The 20,445-nt window shown below is 73.4% G+C and carries 18 protein-coding genes; 8 read left to right on the top strand and 10 right to left on the bottom strand.

The features are described 5' to 3' along the window. Positions 1–70: 70 nt before the first annotated feature. The 4 genes from ACH35V_RS32295 to ACH35V_RS32280 are packed head-to-tail and all read right to left on the bottom strand — an operon-like array spanning position 71 to position 3,400. The gene (locus ACH35V_RS32295) at positions 71–844 is read right to left on the bottom strand and encodes a sirohydrochlorin chelatase (RefSeq protein ID WP_395978238.1); all 774 of its coding nucleotides are present in this window, start codon (positions 842–844) and stop codon (positions 71–73) included. 5 nt (positions 845–849) lie between these two features. Next, on the bottom strand, positions 850–1,560 hold the full coding sequence (locus tag ACH35V_RS32290; protein WP_395978236.1) for a phosphoadenylyl-sulfate reductase: 711 nt from the start codon (positions 1,558–1,560) through the stop codon (positions 850–852). Beyond that, positions 1,557–1,736, bottom strand: a complete 180-nt coding sequence (locus ACH35V_RS32285) for an Insertion element protein (RefSeq protein ID WP_395978234.1) — start codon at positions 1,734–1,736, stop codon at positions 1,557–1,559. The genes ACH35V_RS32290 and ACH35V_RS32285 overlap by 4 nt, the downstream gene beginning before the upstream one ends. Next, entirely contained in the window at positions 1,733–3,400 is a 1,668-nt protein-coding gene (locus ACH35V_RS32280) for a nitrite/sulfite reductase (RefSeq protein ID WP_395978232.1), read from the bottom strand. Before ACH35V_RS32280 ends, ACH35V_RS32285 begins: the two co-directional genes overlap by 4 nt. Before the next feature lie 809 nt (positions 3,401–4,209). On the opposite strand from ACH35V_RS32280, the gene ACH35V_RS32275 reads away from it, so the two are divergent. The 3 genes from ACH35V_RS32275 to ACH35V_RS32265 all read left to right on the top strand — a co-directional run bounded on the left by ACH35V_RS32275 (position 4,210) and on the right by ACH35V_RS32265 (position 7,219). Next, positions 4,210–5,376: a YihY/virulence factor BrkB family protein gene (locus ACH35V_RS32275; RefSeq protein ID WP_395978230.1), complete on the top strand. Its 1,167-nt coding sequence runs from the start codon at positions 4,210–4,212 to the stop codon at positions 5,374–5,376. 39 nt (positions 5,377–5,415) lie between these two features. Next, complete coding sequence (locus ACH35V_RS32270; RefSeq protein ID WP_395978228.1) at positions 5,416–6,402, top strand: phosphotriesterase; 987 nt, start codon at positions 5,416–5,418, stop codon at positions 6,400–6,402. A gap of 106 nt (positions 6,403–6,508) precedes the next feature. Continuing rightward, on the top strand, positions 6,509–7,219 hold the full coding sequence (locus ACH35V_RS32265) for a phosphoribosyltransferase (protein WP_395978226.1): 711 nt from the start codon (positions 6,509–6,511) through the stop codon (positions 7,217–7,219). A gap of 312 nt (positions 7,220–7,531) precedes the next feature. On the opposite strand, the gene ACH35V_RS32260 is transcribed toward ACH35V_RS32265, so the two are convergent. The 4 genes from ACH35V_RS32260 to ACH35V_RS32245 all read right to left on the bottom strand — a co-directional run bounded on the left by ACH35V_RS32260 (position 7,532) and on the right by ACH35V_RS32245 (position 11,209). Continuing rightward, complete coding sequence (locus ACH35V_RS32260; protein WP_021600082.1) at positions 7,532–7,828, bottom strand: WhiB family transcriptional regulator; 297 nt, start codon at positions 7,826–7,828, stop codon at positions 7,532–7,534. Between the two features lie 186 nt (positions 7,829–8,014). Next, positions 8,015–8,929 carry a sucrase ferredoxin gene (locus tag ACH35V_RS32255; RefSeq protein WP_395978224.1) on the bottom strand — a complete coding sequence of 305 codons (915 nt, stop codon included), beginning with the start codon at positions 8,927–8,929 and terminating at the stop codon, positions 8,015–8,017. An 85-nt stretch (positions 8,930–9,014) separates the two neighbouring features. Then, on the bottom strand, positions 9,015–10,610 hold the full coding sequence (locus tag ACH35V_RS32250; protein ID WP_395978222.1) for a glycerol-3-phosphate dehydrogenase/oxidase: 1,596 nt from the start codon (positions 10,608–10,610) through the stop codon (positions 9,015–9,017). Continuing rightward, on the bottom strand, positions 10,607–11,209 hold the full coding sequence (locus ACH35V_RS32245) for a TetR/AcrR family transcriptional regulator (RefSeq protein ID WP_395978220.1): 603 nt from the start codon (positions 11,207–11,209) through the stop codon (positions 10,607–10,609). The genes ACH35V_RS32250 and ACH35V_RS32245 overlap by 4 nt, the downstream gene beginning before the upstream one ends. A gap of 54 nt (positions 11,210–11,263) precedes the next feature. Between ACH35V_RS32245 and ACH35V_RS32240 the strand changes: the two genes are divergently transcribed. The 5 genes from ACH35V_RS32240 (at position 11,264) to ACH35V_RS32220 (ending at position 18,372) form a co-directional block, all read left to right on the top strand. After that, the gene (locus ACH35V_RS32240; RefSeq protein WP_395978298.1) at positions 11,264–12,862 is read left to right on the top strand and encodes an FAD-binding oxidoreductase; all 1,599 of its coding nucleotides are present in this window, start codon (positions 11,264–11,266) and stop codon (positions 12,860–12,862) included. Then, positions 12,855–13,745, top strand: coding sequence for a diacylglycerol/lipid kinase family protein (locus ACH35V_RS32235; RefSeq protein WP_395978218.1), 891 nt, complete (start codon positions 12,855–12,857; stop codon positions 13,743–13,745). The genes ACH35V_RS32240 and ACH35V_RS32235 overlap by 8 nt, the downstream gene beginning before the upstream one ends. A 385-nt stretch (positions 13,746–14,130) precedes the next feature. Then, on the top strand, positions 14,131–15,645 hold the full coding sequence (locus tag ACH35V_RS32230; RefSeq protein ID WP_395978216.1) for a metallophosphoesterase family protein: 1,515 nt from the start codon (positions 14,131–14,133) through the stop codon (positions 15,643–15,645). 158 nt (positions 15,646–15,803) lie between these two features. Continuing rightward, the gene (locus tag ACH35V_RS32225) at positions 15,804–16,322 is read left to right on the top strand and encodes a DUF4234 domain-containing protein (RefSeq protein ID WP_395978214.1); all 519 of its coding nucleotides are present in this window, start codon (positions 15,804–15,806) and stop codon (positions 16,320–16,322) included. 367 nt (positions 16,323–16,689) lie between these two features. After that, positions 16,690–18,372, top strand: coding sequence for a bifunctional 3'-5' exonuclease/DNA polymerase (locus ACH35V_RS32220; RefSeq protein WP_395978212.1), 1,683 nt, complete (start codon positions 16,690–16,692; stop codon positions 18,370–18,372). On the opposite strand, the gene ACH35V_RS32215 is transcribed toward ACH35V_RS32220, so the two are convergent. After that, the gene (locus ACH35V_RS32215; protein ID WP_395978210.1) at positions 18,354–19,040 is read right to left on the bottom strand and encodes an SGNH/GDSL hydrolase family protein; all 687 of its coding nucleotides are present in this window, start codon (positions 19,038–19,040) and stop codon (positions 18,354–18,356) included. The two genes, ACH35V_RS32220 and ACH35V_RS32215, sit on opposite strands and share 19 nt — an antisense overlap. 11 nt (positions 19,041–19,051) lie before the next feature. Further along, a complete protein-coding gene (locus tag ACH35V_RS32210; RefSeq protein ID WP_395978208.1) occupies positions 19,052–20,437 on the bottom strand; it encodes a DHA2 family efflux MFS transporter permease subunit in 1,386 nt (461 codons plus the stop codon). Between the last annotated feature and the right edge of the window lie 8 nt (positions 20,438–20,445).

The following is a 20,445-nucleotide window of genomic DNA, read 5'->3' as shown; positions in this document are numbered from 1 at the left end:
CGGAAGTGCCGGGCCTCGGCGGAGCAAGCGCGCCGAGGCCCGGTGTGCCTCGTCAGGCTACGACGCCTCGTCAGACGGCGGCGGCCGCGCGGGACGTCTCCAGGGCCTCGTCGTAGCGGCGGACGATCAGATCGGCGACCTCCGGCGCCGCGCCCAGCACCGGCGAGACCGCGGCGGCCCCGGCGGCGAGGGACTCCGCCCGGACCTTGTCGGCGAAGTAGCCCGGCGCCAGGAAGTACGACGCGACGGCCACCCGGGGAGCGCCCGCGCCGAGCAGCGCCGCGACCGCCTCGGCCGGAGTCGGCCGGGCCGCCGACGCGTACGCCGGGACCACGTCGCGCCAGCCCCGCGCCCGCCACTCGCGCGCCAGCCGCGCGATGGTGGCGTTCGCGGACCCGTCGCTGGACCCCGCCGAGACCAGCACGACGGCCGTGTCCGGGTCGCCGGGGACGACGCCCGCGTCGGACAGGCGGCGCTCCAGCGCGTCCATGAGGAGCGGGTGCGGGCCGAGCGTGCCGGCGGTGCGGAGGCGCAGCCGCGGGTGCAGGCCGCGCACCCGGTTCAGCACGCCCGGGATGTCGGTCTTGCTGTGGTAGGCGGCCGTGAGCAGCAGCGGCAGCACGACCGCGGCTCCGGCCCCGTCCCGGGCGAGGCCGTCCAGGACGCGGTCGGGCGCGGGCGCCGCGTGGTCCAGGAACGAGGCGTGCACGGGCACGTCCGGGCGGCGGGCCCGGACGGCGTCCAGCAGGCGCGCGACGGTCGCCGCGGCGCGCGGGTCGCGGCTGCCGTGCGCCACCGCCACCATCGGACGGCCCGCGGGGTGCACGAGGCTCGCAGGACTCATGGAACTCACAGGTGGATGCCGCATTCCGTCTTGCCCATCCCGGCCCAGCGGCCGCTGCGCGGGTCTTCGCCGGGCGCGACCGGACGGGTGCACGGCGCGCAGCCGATCGAGGGGTAGCCGTCGTAGTGCAGCGGGTTGACGAGCACCCCGTTGTCCTCGATGTAGTTGTCCATCTCCTCCTGCGTCCAGGTCAGGATCGGGTTGACCTTGACCATGCCGCGCTTGCGGTCCCACTCGACGACCCGCCGGTCGCGGCGGCTCGCGGTCTCGTCCCGGCGGATGCCGCTGAACCACGCCATGTAGCCCTCCAGCGCACGGCCGAGCGGCTCGACCTTGCGCAGGTGGCAGCACAGGTCGGGGTTGCGGCCGAACAGCCGCGGGCCGAGCGCGGCCTCCTGCTCCTCAACCGTCCGGGACGGGGTGACGTTGATGACGTTCACCGGGTAGACGGCCTCGACGGCGTCCCGCGTCCCGACCGTCTCGGCGAAGTGGTAGCCGGTGTCGACGAACAGCACGTCGATGCCCGGCTTCACCTTCGACACCAGGTGGATCAGCGCCGCGTCCGACATGGACGACGTGAGGCAGATGCGGTCGCCGAACGTCGCGACGGCCCAGCGGATCACCTCCAGCGTGGGCGCGCCCTCCAGCGCCGCGGCGGCCGACTCGACGATGTCTTCGAGGTCAAGGGTCGGTCTGTCGGTCTCCAGAAGCGTCACCGAGGGATCTCCTTGCTCGTGGTGCGGGGAGCTCCGACACCGAGGAACTTCAACGTGAAGGAACGAACGCAGTCGGGGCAGAACCAGGACCCGTGCTCTTCGCGCGGTTCGAGGTTCTCCTCACCGCAGTAGGGGCAGTAGAACGGCGCCATCCGCTCGCCCCCGCCGCTCGTCATTTGAGGTCCGTCTCGTCGGCGCGGTGCACCCAGGCGGCGAACGTCTCGCCGTCCGTGCGCTGCTCGTCGAACCTGCGGACGACCCTCTCGATGTAGTCGGTCAGCCCGGCCGAGGTGGTCTTCAGCCCGCGGACCTTCTTGCCGAACGACGCGCCGAGCTGCCCGCCGAGGTGGATCTGGAAGCCCTCGACCTGGTCGCCGTTCTCGTCCACGACGAGCTGACCCTTCAGGCCGATGTCGGCGACCTGGATGCGGGCGCACGCGTTCGGGCAGCCGTTGACGTTGACGGTCAGCGGCTGGTCGAAGTCCGGGAGCCGCTTCTCCAGCTCGTCGATCAGGTCCATCGACCGCTGCTTGGTGTCGACGATCGCGAGCTTGCAGTACTCGATGCCCGTGCACGCCATCGTCTGCCTGCGGAACGTGGACGGACGCGCCTGCAGGTCGTGCTTCGCCAGCTCCTCGACGAGCGCCTCGGTGTTCTCCTCCGGGACGTCCAGGATGACGATCTTCTGCTCGTTGGTCGTCCGCACCCGGCCGGAGCCGTAGCGGTCGGCGAGGCCGCCGATGACGCCGAGCATCTCGCCGCTCACCCGGCCGACGCGCGGCGCGAACCCGACGTAGAAGCCGCCGTCCCGCTGCGGGTGGACGCCGACGTGGTCGCGGCGGGGGAGCGGGGCGGCCGGCTCGGGACCGTCGGGCAGCGCGTACCCGAGGTACTCCTTCTCCAGCACCTCCCGGAACTTCTCGGCGCCCCAGTCCTTCAGCAGGAACTTCAGCCGCGCGCGGCTGCGCAGCCGCCGGTACCCGTAGTCGCGGAAGATCGAGGTGACGCCGTGCCACACCTCGGCGGTCTGCGCGGGCTTGACGAACACGCCGAGGCTCTGCGCGAACATCGGGTTCGTGGACAGCCCGCCGCCGACGAACAGCTGGTACCCGGTCTCGCCGGCCTCGTTCACCATGCCGACGAACGCGATGTCGTTGATCTCGTGGACGGTGCAGTGCGCCGTGCAGCCCGACATCGCCGTCTTGAACTTGCGCGGCAGGTTGGAGAACTCCGGGGAGCCGATGTACCTGTCGTGGATGTCGCGGAGCTGCGGCGTCGCGTCGATGACCTCGTCGGCCGCGATCCCGGCGAGCGGGCAGCCGATGATGACGCGCGGGACGTCCCCGCACGCCTCCATCGTGTGCAGCCCGACCGCTTCGAGCGCCTCCCAGATCGCCGGGACGTCCTCGATCCGCACCCAGTGCAGCTGGACGTTCTGCCGGTCGGTGATGTCGGCGGTGCCGCGGGCGTACCGGGTGGAGACGTCCGCGATCGTGCGGAGCTGCGGTCCGCTCAGCTGCCCGCCGTCGATCCGCACCCGCATCATGAAGTAGCGGTCTTCGAGCTCCTCGTCCTCCAGCGCCCCGGTCTTGCCGCCGTCGATGCCGGGCTTGCGCTGCGTGTACAGGCCCATCCAGCGGAACCGGCCCCGCAGGTCCGCGGGGTCGATCGAGTCGAAGCCGGTCTTGGAGTAGATGTCGATGATGCGGCGGCGGACGTTCAGCCCGTCATCGTTCTTCTTGTTCTCTTCGTTCTTGTTGAGAGGTTCGTGGTAGCCCAGGGCCCACTGGCCCTCGGCCTTTTTGCGCTTGATCGCGGGTGGCACGGCGCGCGTCCTCATCTGTGGTGTGAGGGACGCGTAGCGCACCGGCAGTCGTAGGCAGCCGGCTCGACGCTGAGCTGGGTGGGTTCAACGGTGACGCCGATGCACCACGCGCCCGGCTGAGCTGGGGCGTGGTCGGAGCGTCACCGACAGATCGCGCTGCGGACGCGGAGGAAGTCGACGTGCCGGCGCTTGGCCAGCAACGGGTCCGCGGCAGTCATACCTGCACTTTGACACGCGCTCTCGCGGGCTGTCCAGTTACGTCCGGCACGCGGCCGGGTGAGATGCGTCATCCCCGACCGCCGATCCCCGGACGGATCACCGTCCGCTGCGCTAAAATACGGAGCGTAAGGAGTTGCCTCGCCGCCGGGCCGGTGGAGAGGTGAAACGCCTGTGGAGCTGAGGTAAGACCTGGAGGAGAGATCATCTCCCTCGGGCGCTCGGCGGTGAAGCAGGAACTCCAGTGGGCGACCACTGGTTTTCCCGTCTCTCGGGTCGGGAGAAGAGGTCAACCCTGTCGCCTCCAGTTCAGCGGAGGCTCTGCCGGTGGGACCGCATCGGCCTTGTTCTCTCGCCGCTCGTCATCGGGCGGCGAGAGAGTCGGCCGGTGCTGGCAGTCGCACCAGGACCCGCCGCGGCACTCCTGGTGACGGCGTTCCCGGCACGACTGGCAGATCATGTCTTTCAGTATCGTCCATTCAGGCAAGTGCCCTGTCGCCGCCGGCGGCCGGAACCCGATCGTGGCGTTGGACATCGTTCTCCGCCGTCAAAGCGGGTATGAGCAGAGAGATGTGTTCCGGACGCGTAACGCTCTACGGTGGGGTCGTGTGACCACCGTCTCCGACGCCGCGGGCGTCTCCCCGGCCGGGGACTCCGACTCCGAGTCCGCCCCCGGCGGCCCGGATTCCGGCGGCCGCGACGGGGAGCGCGATCGTTCTCGCCTGCGCACCCGTGCCGGGGCGGGTGTGGGGGCGTTCGGGCGGGTCGGCTGGACGCTGATCAAGGGCACCGCGGTGGGCGCGTTCCGCTACCGGGTGACCGGCCTGGCCGCCGAGGCCGCGTTCTTCGCGCTGCTGTCGCTGCCGCCGCTGGTCATCGGGCTGATCGGCACGATGGGCCACTTCCGCGGCACGATCGGGCCCGAGACCGTCTCCGACATCCGCGCCTGGGTGATCGAGCACTCCCAGCAGGTCCTGACCGGCCCGGCGGTGGAGACCGCCGTCGAGCCGCTGCTCAACGATGTGATCAAGGGCGGCGGGGCCGACATCGTGTCGGTCAGCTTCCTGATCTCGCTGTGGGCGGGCTCGCGGGCCACGAACGTCTACGTCGACACGATCACGATCGCGTACGGGCTGTCCGGCATCCGCGGCGTGATCCGCACCCGGCTGCGCGCGTTCTTCCTCTACCTGATCGGCCTGCTGCTCCTGCTGATCGCCATCCCGCTGCTGGTGGCCGGGCCCACGCTGGTGCGGCAGGCGCTGCCGGAGAGCGCCGAGGCCGTCCAGCTGCTGTACTGGCCGGTCGTGGTGAGCCTGTCGATCGTCTTCCTGGCGACGCTGTACCACGTGAGCGTCCCGGTGCGGACGGCCTGGTCGCGGGCGGTGCCGGGCGCGGCGCTCGCGCTGCTGATCTGGATCGTCGGCAGCATCACGCTCCGGATCTACCTCGCCGGCTCGCTGAGCGGCGTGTCGGTGTACGGGTCCCTGGCCGCCGCGATCGCGGTGCTGGCCTGGCTGTACGTCGCGGCGCTCGCGGTGCTGATCGGGGCGACGCTGAACGCCGAGATCGACCGGCTGTGGCCGAGCGAGATCACCGCGCGGGCGCGGGCGGAGCTGGCGGCCAAGGCCGCGAAGGACGCCAACGGCGATGCCGACGGGGACGCCGACGCGGAGGCCGAACCCGAGCCCGAACCCGAGCCCGAACCCGAGCCCGAACCCGAGGCCGGCCGGGAGTCGGACGCCGAGGCCGCCGAAGGTAAAAACAGGGCCCATTAGGGTCTTGAAAAGGTCAAACATGTCGTAGCCTCGCGTGACATGACCCCCCGACAGGACACCGGTCGGCTCCGCACCGTGACCGGCACGATCCCGACGTCCGAGATCACCGGGCCGGTGCTGTCCCATGAGCACCTGCAGCTTGACCTGCGCTGGCCCGCGCGCCCGCGGCTCGTGGAGTCCGACCCGGGCCGGTGGCTGGACGAGGAGAAGGGCGTCCAGCGGGAGCTCGCCGCCCTGCGCCGGGAGCACGGCCTCGGCCTCGTCGTCGACCTGACGTGCTCCGGCATGGGGCGCAACGCCGCCGCGCTCGCCCGGATCAGCGCCGGGGCGCGGGTCGCGGTCGTCGCCGGGACGGGGGTGTTCACCGAGCCGTTCCACCCGTCGTTCGTCCGCGAGGCCCTGCAGGCCGGGGAGGCGCCGGACGGGCGGACGGGCGTCGAGCGGCTCGCCGAGCGGCTCCTCGCCGAGGTCGGCTTCGGCATGGACGGGACCAACTCGCTGCCCGGCGTCATCGGCGAGATCGGGACGTGGGGCGAGGCGCCGACGGAGGCGGAGGAGCTGTGCCTGCGCGCCGCCGCGCGGGCCGCCCGCTACTCGGGGCTGTCGGTCGCGACCTACGGCCGCGCGGGCCTCGCGCAGCTGGAGATCCTGACGGGCGCGGGGCTGTCCCCGGGCCGCGTCGCCGTCGGCCAGCAGGACCGGGTGGACGACCCCGGCCAGCACCGCAAGATCGCCGAGTCGGGCGCGTACGTGTCGTTCGGGACGCTCGGCCTCGCCGGGGACGACCGCACGGCGATCGGCGCCCGCGTCCGCTGCGTGATGGACCTGCTGGAGGCCGGGCACGCGTCCCGGGTGCTGCTGAGCACCGGCGTGTCCCGGATGACGCAGATCACCCGGTACGGCGGCGGGGGCTTCGGCTACCTCTTCGACACGTTCCTGCCCGCGCTCCGCGCCGCCGGCGCGGACGAGGCGACCCTCGACGCCGTCCTCCGCGGCAACCCGCTGCGCTGGCTTGCCGGCGCCTGACGATCGGCCGGGCGTCCATCTGGGCATATATGCCCGTATAGGGCCGTGTACGCGCCTGTAACGGCCGCGGGAGTGGGTAGGGGTGACCCCGGAAGGGGGTGCGCCGATGTCCTGGAAGAGACCCGCACACGACCGTGACGACGTCCGGCAGGCCGAGACCGTCCGGCTCCCCTACGCCGACCGCACGGAGGCGGGCCGGGTGCTCGCCGAGCGGCTCGTCCCGCTGGGGCTGGACGGCGCCGCCGTGCTGGCGCTTCCGCGGGGCGGCGTCCCCGTCGGGCACGAGATCGCGCGACGGCTCGGGTCCCGGCTCGACGTCCTGGTGACCCGCAAGATCGGATACCCGCCGCAGCCGGAGCTCGGGGTCGGGGCGATCGCCGAGGGCGGCGCGCCGGTGTTCGACGGCGAGCTGCTGCAGCGGCTCGGGCTCCGCGAGGGCGACCTGGCCGCGACCGTGGCGGCCGAGCGCGCCGAGCTGGACCGCCGGGTGGCGGCCTACCGGCGCGGGCGGCCGCTGCCGGAGACCTCCGGGCGGCCGGTGATCGTCGTGGACGACGGCCTCGCCACCGGCGGGACCGCACGCGCCGCCGTCCGGGCGCTGCGCGAGCGCGGGCCGTCCCGGCTGGTCCTGGCGGTGCCGGTGGGCGCCGCGGAGACCGTCCGCGACCTGGAGTCCGAGGTGGACGACATGGTCGTGCCGGCCGCGCCGTGGGAGTTCCGCGCGGTCGGGCAGTGGTACCGCGACTTCGACCAGCTCACCGACGACGACGTGATCGCCTGGCTGGACCGGGCGGCGGAGGCCGGGACGACGGGCTGAGACTCCGGCGAGGCCGGGGCGGGCTGAGGCCCGGGGCGAGGCGGGGGCGGGAGAAAATGGGTGTGGCGGATTTCCGTGAAATGGCCACACCGGGGGCGACGTTGCGGTAAAAGCGCGGTTCCGTGGAAAGTCGAGGCCGTTGTGACGCAGATGTGACGCACATGTGACGAAGCCGCCGCGCCCGGTTCGGGGGGAACGGGGTCCGGACACGCAAACGGCCCCGCGGGGCGGGGCCGTGTCGTTTTCTCGGTGGCGTGCCGGGGTTCGCGATGGGAGCGTTGTGGTGGCCTGCGAACTGGCCTTGCCGGCTGACTACGCGGCGTTGGCGCGGCGCATCCGGCGACGGCGCTCGGACGCGCGCTCGTCTTCGTTCAGACCGCCCCACGTGCCGTACTTCTCGGGCCTGGAAACCGCGTAGTCCAGGCACTCCGTGCGGACGGGGCAGCCCATGCAGATCTGCTTCGCCTTGCGCTCGCGGATCTCCCGCTCGGGCTGACGCTCACCGTCGGGACCGAAGAAGAGGACGAGGTCTTCCCCCCGGCACGCCGCGGCGTCCTGCCAGCCCCAGCTGGGACGAGGGAGGTTTGCCTGCCGACGTACCTGAGCCATGGAACACCCACCTTGATTGGTTCGAACAATTTCAGGACATGGGACGCTCGACATGCTTCAGGCGACATGAAGTCAAGAAGCGCCGAATGGTCCAACGTCTGGAGTTGCCGCTCTGTTCCCCGTCCGGTTACTCCGGAAACCTGGGGACGTGCGACAGGGAGACCCACGAATGGGGCCTCAGAGAGATTACACGAGGGCCGCCTCGTTGAGAAGGGTGAGTTCCCTAACAACGTAGGTTCTCAGGTTCTCCTCACAGTCCGGCCCACATGGGGCGGACTGCCGTACGGCCTCCACGACGATGTGGTAACGGCTCTCCCGAAGATGAACGACGGCCTCGTGCCTGGTTGTTCCCGCGACGGCCCGTACCGAGACGCCCGTCACGTCGGCCAGCCCGAGCCGTCCCGCGTGCGCCCGGACGAAGTGCTCGGCGGCCTGCTCGGGCTCGGGCACGCCGGCGCGGCCGCGCAGCCGGTCGAGGACGACCTCGCCCCGCAGGTAGGCGTCCGCCGCCGTCACGGCCTCGGGCTCGCCGAGGTTGCCGTAGCAGAGCCCGTGGGGGAGGCACACGAGGTTGGCGGCGAAGCGGTCGCCGCCGACGTGCGTGGTCTCCCAGACGAGGCCGCCGAAGCGGGCGGCGAGCGTCCGGGCCAGGGGCGCTCCGGTGCGGGCGCAGCAGACGTTGCGGCGCCCGTGCGTGCAGACCAGGAAGACCGGCTCCGCCATGCGTTCCCCGAGGCCCGGGGATCGTCCGGCGGCCAGGGCGTCGAGGTCGAGCGATGCCAGTTCGGCGGGGTCGTCCAGTTCGCGGGCTTCGGCCCAGACCTCGTTCCCGCGGGAGTACGCGGCGTAGACCTGGAGGGGCGGGGTGGCGCGGCGGCGTCCGGTACGGCGGATCAGCTGGGGCCTGACGCCCGCCCGCTTCGCGGCGCGCACCGCCTCGGCGACCGGCGCGGGCCGGGCGAGGTCCTCGACGCGCTCCGGCCAGGGCCCGGGGTGCTCGACCAGCAGCCAGGCGCCCGCCTTCTCGGTGGCGCTCGCCAGGCACGGCCGCTTGCCGCTGTGGCTCCCCGGACAGTGCTCGCAGCCGTTGCCGCGCGTCACAGTACCCCCCGTTGACCTCTGCTCAATTAGGTAAGGTTAACCTAATCCGCCGCGGCGAAACCAACGGGGTCCTCCAGTTGAACGCTCAGCGCAGGGCGGTGCGGGGCAGCAGCGCCTCCGCGGCCGGGCGCGCGGCCTCCCGGTCGGACGCGACCAGCCCGATCCTGGTGCGGCGGTCGAGGACGTCGGCGGCGTCGAGTGCGCCCTCGTGCCGCACCGCCCACGCCAGCTCCACGCCGAGCACCGGCAGGCCCGGCACGACAGGCTCCAGCAGGGCGGGGTCGTCCTCGGCGAGCGCGGTCAGCAGCGGCGCCTCGACCCCGTACCGCTGGACGAGCCGGCGCGGGTCGTCGAGCGCGTCCAGCCGCTCGCGCGCCGCCGCGCCGACGAGCGGGAGGCGGGCGGTGCGGCTCGGCCCCGCATCGAGCCCGCGGACTCGAAGGGCGGCGTCGACGGCGTCCTGCGCCATCCGCCGGTAGGTGGTGAGCTTGCCGCCGACGATCGTGACGACGCCGTCACGCGAGGTCAGCACGGCATGGCGGCGGGAGATGTCGGTGGTGGCCTTGCCGTGGTCGGCGTCCAGGAGGGGGCGGAGCCCGGCGAACGCGCCGATCACGTCCGCGCGGCGGACGGGGACGTCCAGCGCCGAGCCGAGCATGTCCAGCAGGAAGCCGATCTCGCCGTCCGTCGGCTCCGGGACGTCCGGGATCGGGCCGTCGGCGGGCTCGTCGGTCAGGCCGACGTAGACGCGGCCGTCGCCCTGCGGCATCACCAGCAGGAACCGGCTGGACGTGCCAGGGACGGCGATCTGCATCCCGGCGGTCAGCCCGCGCAGCGTCTCCGCCCGCACCACGATGTGGGTGCCGCGCGAGGGGCGCAGCCGCACCCCGTCCACCAGGCCGCCCGCCCAGACCCCGGTCGCGTTGATCACCGAGCGCGCCCGGACGGTGAGCTCCCGGCCGGTCAGCTCGTCCCGGACCCGTGCCCCGTCCCCGGCGACCGAGAGCGCGCGGCAGCGGGTGAGGACGCGGACGCCGTGCCCGGCGGCGGTCCTGGCGATCGCGGTGACGAGGCGCGCGTCGTCGGCGAGCTGGCCGTCCCACGACAGCAGCCCGCCGCGCAGCCCGTACGGGCGCAGCACGGGCGCGAGCCGGAGCGTCTCGACCGCCGACAGGTGGCGCGGGCCCGGCAGCACCGAGCGCGGGGTGCGCGCGGCGAGCCGCAGCGCGTCCCCCGCGTGGTAGGCGGCCAGGGTGGCGATGCCCCGCGAGCGGGGCACGAGCGGCGTCAGCGGCGTGACGAACGGCAGCGCCCGGACGAGATGCGGCGCGGTGTGCCGCATCAGAACCCCTCGCTCGACCGCGCTCTCGTGCGCCACGTCCACCTGCCCGGCCGCCAGGTAGCGCAGCCCGCCGTGGATCAGCTTGGAGCTCCACCGGGACGTGCCGAACGCCAGGTCGTGGGCGTCGATCGCGGCGACGGACAGGCCCCGGGACGCGGCGTCCAGCGCGGCTCCCGCCCCGGTCGCGCCGAGGCCGATGACGAGCACGTCCACGACCTCGTCGGGCAGTGCGGCGAGCTCGCGTTCCCTGCGCGCCGCGTTGAGCGACGTCCGCGGGGCGGGTTCCTTGTGGGGGGACGACCCCCCACGCCCCCCGAGAAAGGCATCGGTGGCTTTCATGGCGCGAGCATCCTTTCCAGGACGTGGTGCAGGTCTGCGTCGAAGGCGTCGGAGCCGAGGCCCGCGTCGGCCTCGTCGATCATCGTCGGGGCCGACAGCACGTAGGACTGGACGATCAGCAGCACCGACCGCGCCTGCCGGGCCGGATGGTCGCGGCGGATCGTCCCGTCGGCGTGGCCCGCCCTGAGCGTCTCCTCGAACTGGCCCAGGAACACCAGCTGGCTCGCGCCGCAGCGGTCCACGACGTAGGGGAGCAGCAGCTCCGGGTCCACCTCGATGATCTTGCGGAGCAGCGGGTGGTCGCGGAACGTCCGCACGCCGGTGACCAGGCCGGCCACGAACCGGGGCCGGACGGGGCGGCCGTCGTCGGGCGGCTGCAGCGAGAGCCCGACCCATTCGCGGGTCATCAGGTCGGCGACGATCGTGCGGACGTCCGGCCAGCGGCGGTACAGCGTCATCCGCGACACGCCCGCGCGGCGGGCGATGTCGGTGAGCGTCGTCCGGCGCACGCCGACGGCCAGCACGCATTCGCGGGCCGCGTCGAGGACCGCGTCGTCGGCGGTCCGCCCGGCCTGTCTGTTGTGACGATTCGACGTCATGTGTCACAGTGTAAGCACAAAGTCGTCGACCTGGGGAGGCGCGGGGTGCGGGACATGCTGTGGAGCGGCTGGGGCGACCCCGGCCGGGCCGCGCCGCTGCCGGAGCCGGTGGTGGCGCTGCTGCGCGACCTGCTCGGCGTCCGGCCCGCCGAGGCGCCGCCGGTCGCGCTGGCGGACGTCGAGGTCCCCGAGACCCGGCTCGCGGCGGACGGCCTGACCGCGCTCGCCCGGATCGTCGGCGACCGCAACGTCCGGGCCGACGCCGAGTCGCGCGTCCGGCACACGCGCGGCAAGTCCACGACGGACCTGCTGCGCATCCGCGCCGGGGACGCCTTCGACGCGCCGGACGCGGTCGTCCTGCCCGGCACGCACGACGAGGTCCTCGCCGTCCTGCGGGCCTGCGCCGAACTGCGGATCGCGGTGGTCCCGTTCGGCGGCGGCACCTCGGTCGTCGGCGGCCTCGCACCCGGCGGGGCGGACGCGTTCATAGCCCTCGACCTGCGCCGCATGGACGCCGTCGTGTCGATCGACGACGTGTCGCGGACGGCCGTCCTCCAGCCCGGCCTGCGGGCGCCCGACGCCGAGGCGGCGCTGGCGGAGCGCGGATACACGCTCGGGCACTTCCCGCAGTCGTACGAGTGGGCGTCGATCGGCGGGTTCGCGGCGGCGCGGTCCAGCGGGCAGGCGTCCGCCGGGTACGGGCGGTTCGACGACATGGTCGTCGCGCTGACCGCCGCGACGCCGGAGGGGGCCCTGGAACTCGGCCGGGCGCCGAAGTCCGCCGCCGGGCCCGATCTGCGGCAGCTCGTCCTCGGCTCGGAGGGCGCGTTCGGGGTGATCACGTCGGTGACCGTCCGGATCCGTCCCGTCGCGGAGGCGAAGGCGTACGAGGGCTGGCGTTTCGCGTCGTTCGGAGAGGGCGCGGCGGCGCTGCGGCGGCTCGCCCAGGACGGCCCGATGCCCACCGTGCTACGACTCTCCGACGAGACCGAGACCATGGTGGGGCTGGCCGACCCGTCCGAGATCGGGGCGGGGGCATCCGCCGGGTCCCTGGCCGTGCTCGGCTTCGAGGGGACTCCCGAGCGCGTCGCCGAACTGCGCGCGGGCGCGGCGGACGTGCTGCGCGCCGCGGGCGGCGAACCGCTCGGCGCCGGGCCGGGCGAGAAATGGGAGCACGGCCGCTTCGACGCGCCCTACCTGCGCGACTCGCTCCTGGACGCCGGCGCGTTCGCCGAGACGCTGGAGACCGCGGCCTTCTGGACGGACGTCCCCGCGCTCTACGACGCCGTCCGCGACGCGCTGACCGGCGCCCTCACCGACGCCGGGACGCCGCCGCTGGTGATGTGCCATATCTCGCACGTGTACCCGTCCGGCGCGTCGCTGTACTTCACCGTCGTGTCCGCGCAGGGCGAGGACCCGGCCGGGCACTGGGCGCGGGCCAAGCGCGCCGCCGGTGACGCGATCATCGACGCGGGCGGCACGATCAGCCATCATCACGGGGTGGGGACCGACCATCGGGGCGAGTACGCGCGGGAGATCGGGCCGCTCGGCGCGGCGGTGCTCCGCGCCGTCAAGGACCGGGTCGACCCGTCCGGGATCATGAACCCGGGCGTCCTGATCCCGCCGAGCACAGGAGAGCAACCGCATGGCTGAGGCACGTGCGTTCACCGCCATCGTCAACCCGGCGGCGGGGGGCTCCGCGTCCGCGTCCTCGCTGATCGCGCCGGCCCGGCTGCTGCGCGAGGCGGGCGCCGAGGTCGCCGTGGAGTACAGCCGCGGCCTGGAGCACGCCGCGGACGTCGCCCGCGCCGCGGCGGAGAGCGGGCGCGTCGTGCTCGGCGTCGGCGGCGACGGCATGGCCGGCTGCGTCGGCGGCGCCCTCGCCGGGACCGGCGCGCTCTTCGGCATCGTCCCCGCCGGGCGCGGCAACGACTTCGCGCGGCAGCTCGGCGTCCCGTCCGACCCGGAGGAGCTGGCCAAGCTGCTGCTGGAGGGCGAGCCGCGCGCCGTGGACGCGATCGACGCCAACGGGACGGCAGTCCTCGGCAGCGTCTACGCGGGCGTGGACGCGGTCGCCAACGACAACGCCAACAAGACCCGGCTGCTGCGCGGCTCGGCCGCCTACTACTTCGGCGCCCTGCGCGCGATCGTCTCGTGGCGGGCCGCCGACTACCTGATCACGGTGGACGGCGAGACGCGCGAGCGGCAGGGCTACACGGTCGTCGCCGCGAACTCCGGCTACTACGGGTTCGGCAAGCACATCGCCCCGGACGCGCGCGTGGACGACGGCCTCCTCGACGTGATCCTCATCCGGACGGCGCCCAAGCGGCTCTTCTTCGCCGTCATGCGGGAGCTGGAGGCCGGCACGCACGTGCGGCGTCCCGAGGTGGAGGTCATGCGGGGCGAGGAGGTGCGGATCGAGCTGGCGGGCCCGCCCGGCCGGACGCTCCCGTACGGCGCGGACGGCGAGCTGCCCGGCGTGCTGCCCGTCACGGCCCGCGTGATGCCCGGCGCCCTCCGCGTCCTGGCGCCCTGACCAGGGCTCACGGTTAGCCGGACGGCCGTGTGGGCCTTCCCTGGACTTGGCCCGAAGTTTGGGTCGATTTACGTCTGCATTACGGCCCCTCGGGTAGCGTCAGTTACGTCCCGCTTAGGGACCTTGGGGTTGTCTGTGGAGACATCATGGGAAGGCGACTGATCGCCGTTCTGGGGGGACTCATGATGACCGCGGACGCCCGTGACGTGGTGGCGCCGGCGTCTCTGGGGGTGGCGCCGGTGTCCACCACGCTTCCGGCCCGCGCATAGTCCGCGGAGCCGGGACGCGTCCAGAAAGGGCCACCGCGTCACGGTGAGTTCGCTTGACGGCCGGAATCGCGCCCGGACAGGCTGTGAGGACCCCCTCACGCTGCCGGAGGCGCTCTGTGTCTGCCGAGGAATCTCCCGGTCCCGAGAGTTCGCGCGACTCCGAGGCGGGCGCCGGGTGGGCCTGCGGGAAGCCCGGGACGTTCAACGACCTGCTCCCCGAGCGCGTCACCGACTTCTCCTGGCGCCGTCCGAAGGTGCTGTGGCACTCCCGCAACGACGTGCTCGCGCGCTGGTTCGGCGACCCGTCCAACGCCATCCGCCGCCGCTGCGTGGCCGCCCTGGGCGAGCGCGGGACGCCGGCCGCGTTCACCGTCCACCGCGCCGACCCCGAGTTCTCGTTCGTCCTGCTCGGCGACACCGGCGAGGGCGACCGGTCGCAGTACGCGGTGGTGCCGCCGCTGCTGCACGCCGCCGGCGACACCGACTTCATGATCCTCGCCAGCGACGTGATCTACCCGACGGGCGACGCGGCCCAGTACCCGGACAAGTTCTTCCGCCCCTACAAGGACTACCAGGCCCCCATCTACGCCGTCCCCGGCAACCACGACTGGTACGACGGCCTGCGCGGCTTCCTCCACGTCTTCTGCGACCTGGACGCCGACTGCACGCCGCCGCCCTGGCGCGGCCCGCTCTCGTTCCTCCCGCGCCTGCTGTGGCGCAGCCCCGGAGACGTCGACCGGGACGCGCTCGCGGAGGCCCGCCGCCGGTACCGGGGCGCGCCGGGGCAGCGGTCCGTCCAGCCGGGGCCGTACTGGGCGATCGACACGCCGTCGCTGCGCGTGATCGCCATCGACACGGGGATCACGGGCGTCGTCGACCGCGACCAGGGCCGCTGGCTCCGCGAGGTGTCCGCAGGTCCGAAACCCAAGCTGCTCGTGACCGGAAAGCCCCTCTATGTGGACGATGATCATCGTCCGGGGCGGATCGAGGGCGGCGGGACGGTCGACGAGATCGTCCGGGACCCGGCGCACCACTACGTCGCGGCGATCGGCGGCGACGTCCACAACTACCAGCGCTACCCGGTGACGACCGAGGACGGGCGGACGATCGAGTACATCGTGTCCGGCGCCGGGGGCGCGTTCATGCACGCGACCCACACCATCCCGAGGACGCGCGCCGTGGCCGAGGACGACTTCCGCTGCTACCCGCTGCGCGGCGACTCCCTCTCCCGCTACAGCAGGCTGTACGGCCGGTGGCTGCGCCTCCGCAGGCTCTTCGAGCTCACCCCGGAGGAGGCGACCGCCGCCGTCGAGCACCGCCTGGGGATCACGGCGGGCCGCGGCTACGGCAAGCCCGAGCCGTCCCGCCGAGCCCGCTTCGTCGCCGCGCTCCTGGGCGTGCCGCGCGACGGCCGGCGCCGTTCCCGGTACCTGCGGTTCCCCGTGCGCAAGGTGCCGCAGCGCTTCCGCTCCGAGCTGGCCGACTGGGACGACCCGCCGTTCTTCAAGAGCTTCCTGCGCCTGGACGTCACCGAGTCGCGCCTGCGGATCCGCTGCCACGCGGCGACCGGCTGCGGCGACCACGAGACGGCGCCGCCGGTCGAGGACGAGGTGACGATCGAGTTGCGCTGATCAGCCGTTCTCTGGAGAATTCGGCACTAATGCCGAGAAAGTCCGTGATCCTCGCGCGCCACGTGCGCGGATGCCGTTACAGTCTTGGCTCACCGAACGGGTGAACGGTAACGGACGGTCGGCCGGAGAACGACCGCGTCCTTCAGGAGCGATACTCAATGAGCTACCCCCAGCAGGGCCAGGGCCAGCCACACCAGCAGCAGCAACAGCAGCAGGCCTACCAGGGCGGCTACGCGCCCGCCCAGCAACAGCAGCAGGGCGGCCCCGTCGCGCGCGGCGCCGGCGCCAACATGAAGCGCCGCAACCCGGTCGGCGCCTGGCTCGGCCTGCCGATCATCACCTTCGGCATCTACGGCCTCGTCTGGTTCTTCAAGGTCCACAACGAGCTGCACGAGTACGACCGGCGCATCGACAACGCGGCCACCAACGCGCTGCTGTCGATGCTCTTCGGCTTCATCACCCTCGGCATCTGGCCGCTGGTCATGTGGGTGAAGCTCGCCGGCCGCATCTCCCAGGCCCAGCGCGCCGCCGGCCTCCAGCCCACCTGCAGCGGCGGCGTCGGCTTCATCCTCGGCATCCTCGGCTTCGGTGTCCTCTACTACCAGCTCCAGCTGAACAAGGTCGTCGACCGCTACGGCGAGACCCCCGCGGGCCAGCAGGTCTCCCTGGTCGCCTGACCACACCGGGGGCTACGGCCCTGGCTCCCGCAGCCCACGAAAAACCCCTCTGCGCTCACCCGTCGCAGAGGGGTTTCGTGTGTTTCGCCCGGGTTCCCCCGCAGTTTGGAGCCTCAGCCGCCGGTTACGGGCAGGCACGCGGAGCGAGCCCTGCGAGCGCAGCGGGCATGCCCGGCGCGCCGCGTCCCCGCAGCGGCGGGAGCGCCAGCGACCAGAGCGAGGAGACCCGTGCCGCGCAGCCGGGGGTCTGGGGGTCGTCCCCCAGATAAGCACTGTCAGTGGGTGGGGTCAGTATGGGGGCGTGAGGATTGCGGTGGCTGGTGGCGGGCGGGGTGGGGGTGTTCTGCGCGTTCTTGGGGAGGACGGGGTGCCCGCGGGAGCCGTCCAGCGGGTGCCGGATCTGGTGGCGGCCGTCGCCGAGCGGGAGCGGGTGGACGGGCCGCGGTGGGTGTGGGCGTCCACGGCGCGGCTTTATCCGCGGCTGATCGAGGCGGGTGTGCGGGTGGGGCGCTGCCATGATCTTGAGCTGGTCGAAAGCCTTCTGCTCGGGCATGCGGGACGGTATGGGGAGCCGCGGTCCGTGCGGGCGGCGTGGGCGCGGTTGCGCGGTGAGCCGGTTCCGTCCGACCGGACGCCGCAGGAGGAGTCGGCGCAGGCTTCGCTGTTCGACGATGACCGGGAAGAGGCCGCCGACGACATCGAGCAGGTCGTCGCCGTGCACGCGGAGCAGCAGCGTGCCATCGCCGGGCTGGACGGGTTCGCCCTGCTCGCGGCGGCGGAGTCGGCGGGTGCCCTTGTGGCGGCGGAGATGGGGCACGACGGGCTGCCCTGGTCGGCGGACGAGCACGACGCGTTGCTCACCGAGCTGCTGGGGCCGCGTCCGTCCGGTGGGTTGCGGCCGCGCAAGCTGCAGGATCTCGCCGACCGCATCAGTGCGGCCTTCGGTCCGCGGGTGCACGTGAACCCCGACTCGCCGGCGCAGATCCTCAAGGCGTTCGCGTCGGCGGGGCTGCCGGTCGCGTCCACGCGCGCGCACGTCCTCAAGCGGCTCGACCATCCGGCGGTGCCGCTGCTGCTGGAGTACAAGGAGCTTTCGCGCCTCCACACGGCGCACGGATGGGCGTGGCTCGACACGTGGGTGAGCGGCGGGCGGCTCCGTCCCGAGTACGTGGTCGGCGGCGTGGTGTCCGGGCGGTGGGCGACGAGCGGCGGGGGAGCGCTGCAGATCCCGCGCGTCCTGCGGAAGGCCGTGGTCGCCGATCCCGGCTGGGCGCTGGTCGTCGCCGACGCCGCCCAGCTCGAACCGCGCGTGCTCGCCGCCCTGGCGGGCGACCGGGCGTTCACCGACGCCGCCGCGCACGGCGACCTCTACGCGGCCCTCTCTGACGTGTTCCACGACGAGGGCGGCCAGGGGATGGGCGAAGCGCACCGGGGGGTGAGCGAAGCGAACCGGGGGGTGCGGGGGGTCGGCTCCCCGCAGGGAGCAGGGATGAGCGCGCGTGACAAGGCGAAGCTCGCGCTGCTGTCCGCGATGTACGGCGGCGGGACGGGGGAGGCGGTGCAGCTCCTCGGCGTCCTGAAGAGCCGGTTCCCCGACGCGTTCGAGTACGTGGAGGCGGCGGCGCGGGCGGGGGAGAGCGGGCGGCTCGTCCGGTCGCGGCTCGGACGGACGTGCCCGCCGCCGTCCGCCGGGTGGCGCGAGCTGACGTCGGCGGGAGACGGCGACACTTCACCGATCGGCGCGGCCGCGCAGGCGCTGCGAAGCCGCGGCCGGTTCACCCGCAACTTCGTCGTCCAGGCGACCGCCGCCGACTGGGCGCTCGCCCTCCTCGGCTCGCTGCGCCGCCGCCTCACCGTCCTTGGCCAGGCCCGGCTGGTGTTCTTCCAGCACGACGAGGTCATCGTGCACACGCCCGCCGAGCTGGCCGGGGACGTCGTCGCGGCCGTCCACGACTCGGCGGACGAGGCGCGGCGGCTGCTGTTCGGCGACACGCCCGTCGTGTTCCCGATGGAGATCGCGGTGGTGGACCGCTACGCCGACGCGAAGTAGGCCGCCATCGCGCGGACGGTGTTCGCGGCGGCGAAGGCGTGCCCCCGGGCGTTGAGATGCAGCCGGTCGCCGCTGTAGATGCCGGGGTCGGCGGCGGCCGGATGGTCGTACGGGTTGGCGGCGTGGCAGGCGCCGTGCTTGGCCGCGACCTCCGCCGCCAGCTCGTTCAGCCGCCGCGTCCGGGCCGACATGACCTCCCGGTAGCGAGAGGGGCCGAGCCCTGCGACGGTGATGTCGAGGAGGCCGATCGTGACGACGTCCGCCCCGGCCGACCGGAGCGCGGACACGATCGAGGTCAGCTCCCGACGCACCTCGTCCTCGTCGAAGTGCGGGCGGAGCATGTCGTTGCCGCCGGCCGCCACGAACGCGAGGTCGGGGCCGAACGCCAGCGCGGGCTGGAGCTGCTCCGCCGCGACCTGCGCGGCGACGAGGTCGCGGCGGCCCAGGTTGAGCGCGGTGAAGCCGGGCGTTACCGCGCCGAGGGCCTCCTCGACCCGGTCGGCCCACGACAGGTCGCGGTAGCCGGGCACGGGCTCGCGGACGCCTTCGGCCACGCTGTCGCCGATCGTCACCATCCTCGTCCAGGACGTGCCGGCCAGCAGCGCGGCGGCCTCGGCGGCCGGCAGGACGGCGGGGTCCGTCAGCTCGGAAAGGGTCGTCTCGGTCATCTTCTCTCCCCTCAGGACGCGGTCCGCCGGACGGTCAGCAGCAGCCCCGCGAGGCCCGCGCCGCCCGCGGCGAACGTGCAGAACAGGTAGACGTCGGTGTAGTCGCCGTGCACCGCCCCGGCGGGCAGCAGCGCGGCGAGGACGGCGATGCCGAACGCGCCGCCGAGCTGCCGCGCGGTCGTGTTGAGGCCGGTGGCCCCGGCGAACCGCAGCGGGTTCACGGCCAGCGCGGCGGCGGACGAGGTGCCGGTCGTGACCATCCCCATGCCGGTGCCGACCAGCAGGCCGATCGGGAGCCAGAACGTCGTGAAGTGCGGGTCGGACGGCATCGAGAGCACCGCCCAGAGCCCGCACACGACCATGATCAGCGAGCCTCCGGTCACCGCCGGGCGGACGCCGATGCGGCCGGTGAGGCGTCCCATGAGGATCGCCGCCGCGGTGGCGGTGAGCGCGCCCGGCGTCGACGCGAAGCCCGCCTTCAGGATCGAGTAGTCCCACTGCGAGGTGAGGTAGAGCACGCCGACCAGCAGCCACGTGTACAGGGCCGTCCCGTACAGGAACGAGGCGGCGTTGGCGACGGCGAACTGGCGGCTGCGCCACAGCGAGATCTCCAGCGCGGGCACCGGGTGCCGCGCGGACCGCCACAGCGCCAGCGCCACCAGGGCGGCGCCGCCGAGCATCAGGGCGAGGGTGCGGGCGTCCGTCCAGGCCCAGTCCTGGGTCTGGGTGACGCCGAGCGCGACCGCGCCGACGCCGCCGCCGAGCAGGACCGTCCCGATCAGGTCGGGCAGGCGTCCCATGCCCGCCTCGGCGCGGGGGAGGCGCAGCCCGGCCAGCAGCAGCGCCACGCCGACGGGCACGTTGATGACGAACAGCGACCGCCAGCCGAACTGGTCGACCAGCACCCCGCCGAGGCTGGGGCCGATCGCGGCGGCGAACGCGCCCGCGGCGCTCCACAGCCCGATGGCGCCCGCGCGCCGCTCGGGCGGCGTGTCGCGCAGCAGCAGCGCCAGCGACGCGGGGATCATCGCGGCCGCGGCGGCGCCCTGGAACGCGCGCGTCGCCAGCAGGACGGGCACGTTCGGCGCGAGCGCGCAGGCCAGCGACGCCAGCGTGAACAGCCCGACGCCCCACAGGTACAGCGACCGCCGCCCGACCAGGTCGGCGAGCCGCCCGGCGGGGGCGAGCAGCGCCGCGAACAGCACCGCGTACAGGGTGATGACCCAGGTCAGCCCGGACAGCGAGGCGCTCGGGAAGTCGGCGTGCAGGTCGGGGACTGCCAGGTTGGCGACGGTGGCGTCGAGCATGGCCAGGAACGTCGCCCCGGCGGCCAGCCAGGGCACGTCCCGCCGTGCGCGGGGCGCGGCGTCGGGCGCCGCGGCGGTCTCAACGGACATGGGGTGCC

It is taken from the genome of Actinomadura sp. 1N219, assembly GCF_044326405.1.
Lineage (GTDB): Bacteria > Actinomycetota > Actinomycetes > Streptosporangiales > Streptosporangiaceae > Spirillospora.
The sequence above is the reverse complement of the archived record's forward strand: the minus strand, read 5'-3'. Positions and strand labels throughout refer to the sequence as shown.

Coding starts and splice junctions, on each gene's coding strand:
- ACH35V_RS32295 (WP_395978238.1), bottom strand. CDS start 844: ATGAGTCCTGCGAGCCTCGTGCACCCCGCGGGCCGTCCGATGGTGGCG.
- ACH35V_RS32285 (WP_395978234.1), bottom strand. CDS start 1,736: ATGACGAGCGGCGGGGGCGAGCGGATGGCGCCGTTCTACTGCCCCTAC.
- ACH35V_RS32280 (WP_395978232.1), bottom strand. CDS start 3,400: ATGAGGACGCGCGCCGTGCCACCCGCGATCAAGCGCAAAAAGGCCGAG.
- ACH35V_RS32270 (WP_395978228.1), top strand. CDS start 5,416: ATGACCCCCCGACAGGACACCGGTCGGCTCCGCACCGTGACCGGCACG.
- ACH35V_RS32265 (WP_395978226.1), top strand. CDS start 6,509: ATGTCCTGGAAGAGACCCGCACACGACCGTGACGACGTCCGGCAGGCC.
- ACH35V_RS32260 (WP_021600082.1), bottom strand. CDS start 7,828: ATGGCTCAGGTACGTCGGCAGGCAAACCTCCCTCGTCCCAGCTGGGGC.
- ACH35V_RS32250 (WP_395978222.1), bottom strand. CDS start 10,610: ATGAAAGCCACCGATGCCTTTCTCGGGGGGCGTGGGGGGTCGTCCCCC.
- ACH35V_RS32245 (WP_395978220.1), bottom strand. CDS start 11,209: ATGACGTCGAATCGTCACAACAGACAGGCCGGGCGGACCGCCGACGAC.
- ACH35V_RS32240 (WP_395978298.1), top strand. CDS start 11,264: ATGCTGTGGAGCGGCTGGGGCGACCCCGGCCGGGCCGCGCCGCTGCCG.
- ACH35V_RS32235 (WP_395978218.1), top strand. CDS start 12,855: ATGGCTGAGGCACGTGCGTTCACCGCCATCGTCAACCCGGCGGCGGGG.
- ACH35V_RS32225 (WP_395978214.1), top strand. CDS start 15,804: ATGAGCTACCCCCAGCAGGGCCAGGGCCAGCCACACCAGCAGCAGCAA.
- ACH35V_RS32215 (WP_395978210.1), bottom strand. CDS start 19,040: ATGACCGAGACGACCCTTTCCGAGCTGACGGACCCCGCCGTCCTGCCG.
- ACH35V_RS32210 (WP_395978208.1), bottom strand. CDS start 20,437: ATGTCCGTTGAGACCGCCGCGGCGCCCGACGCCGCGCCCCGCGCACGG.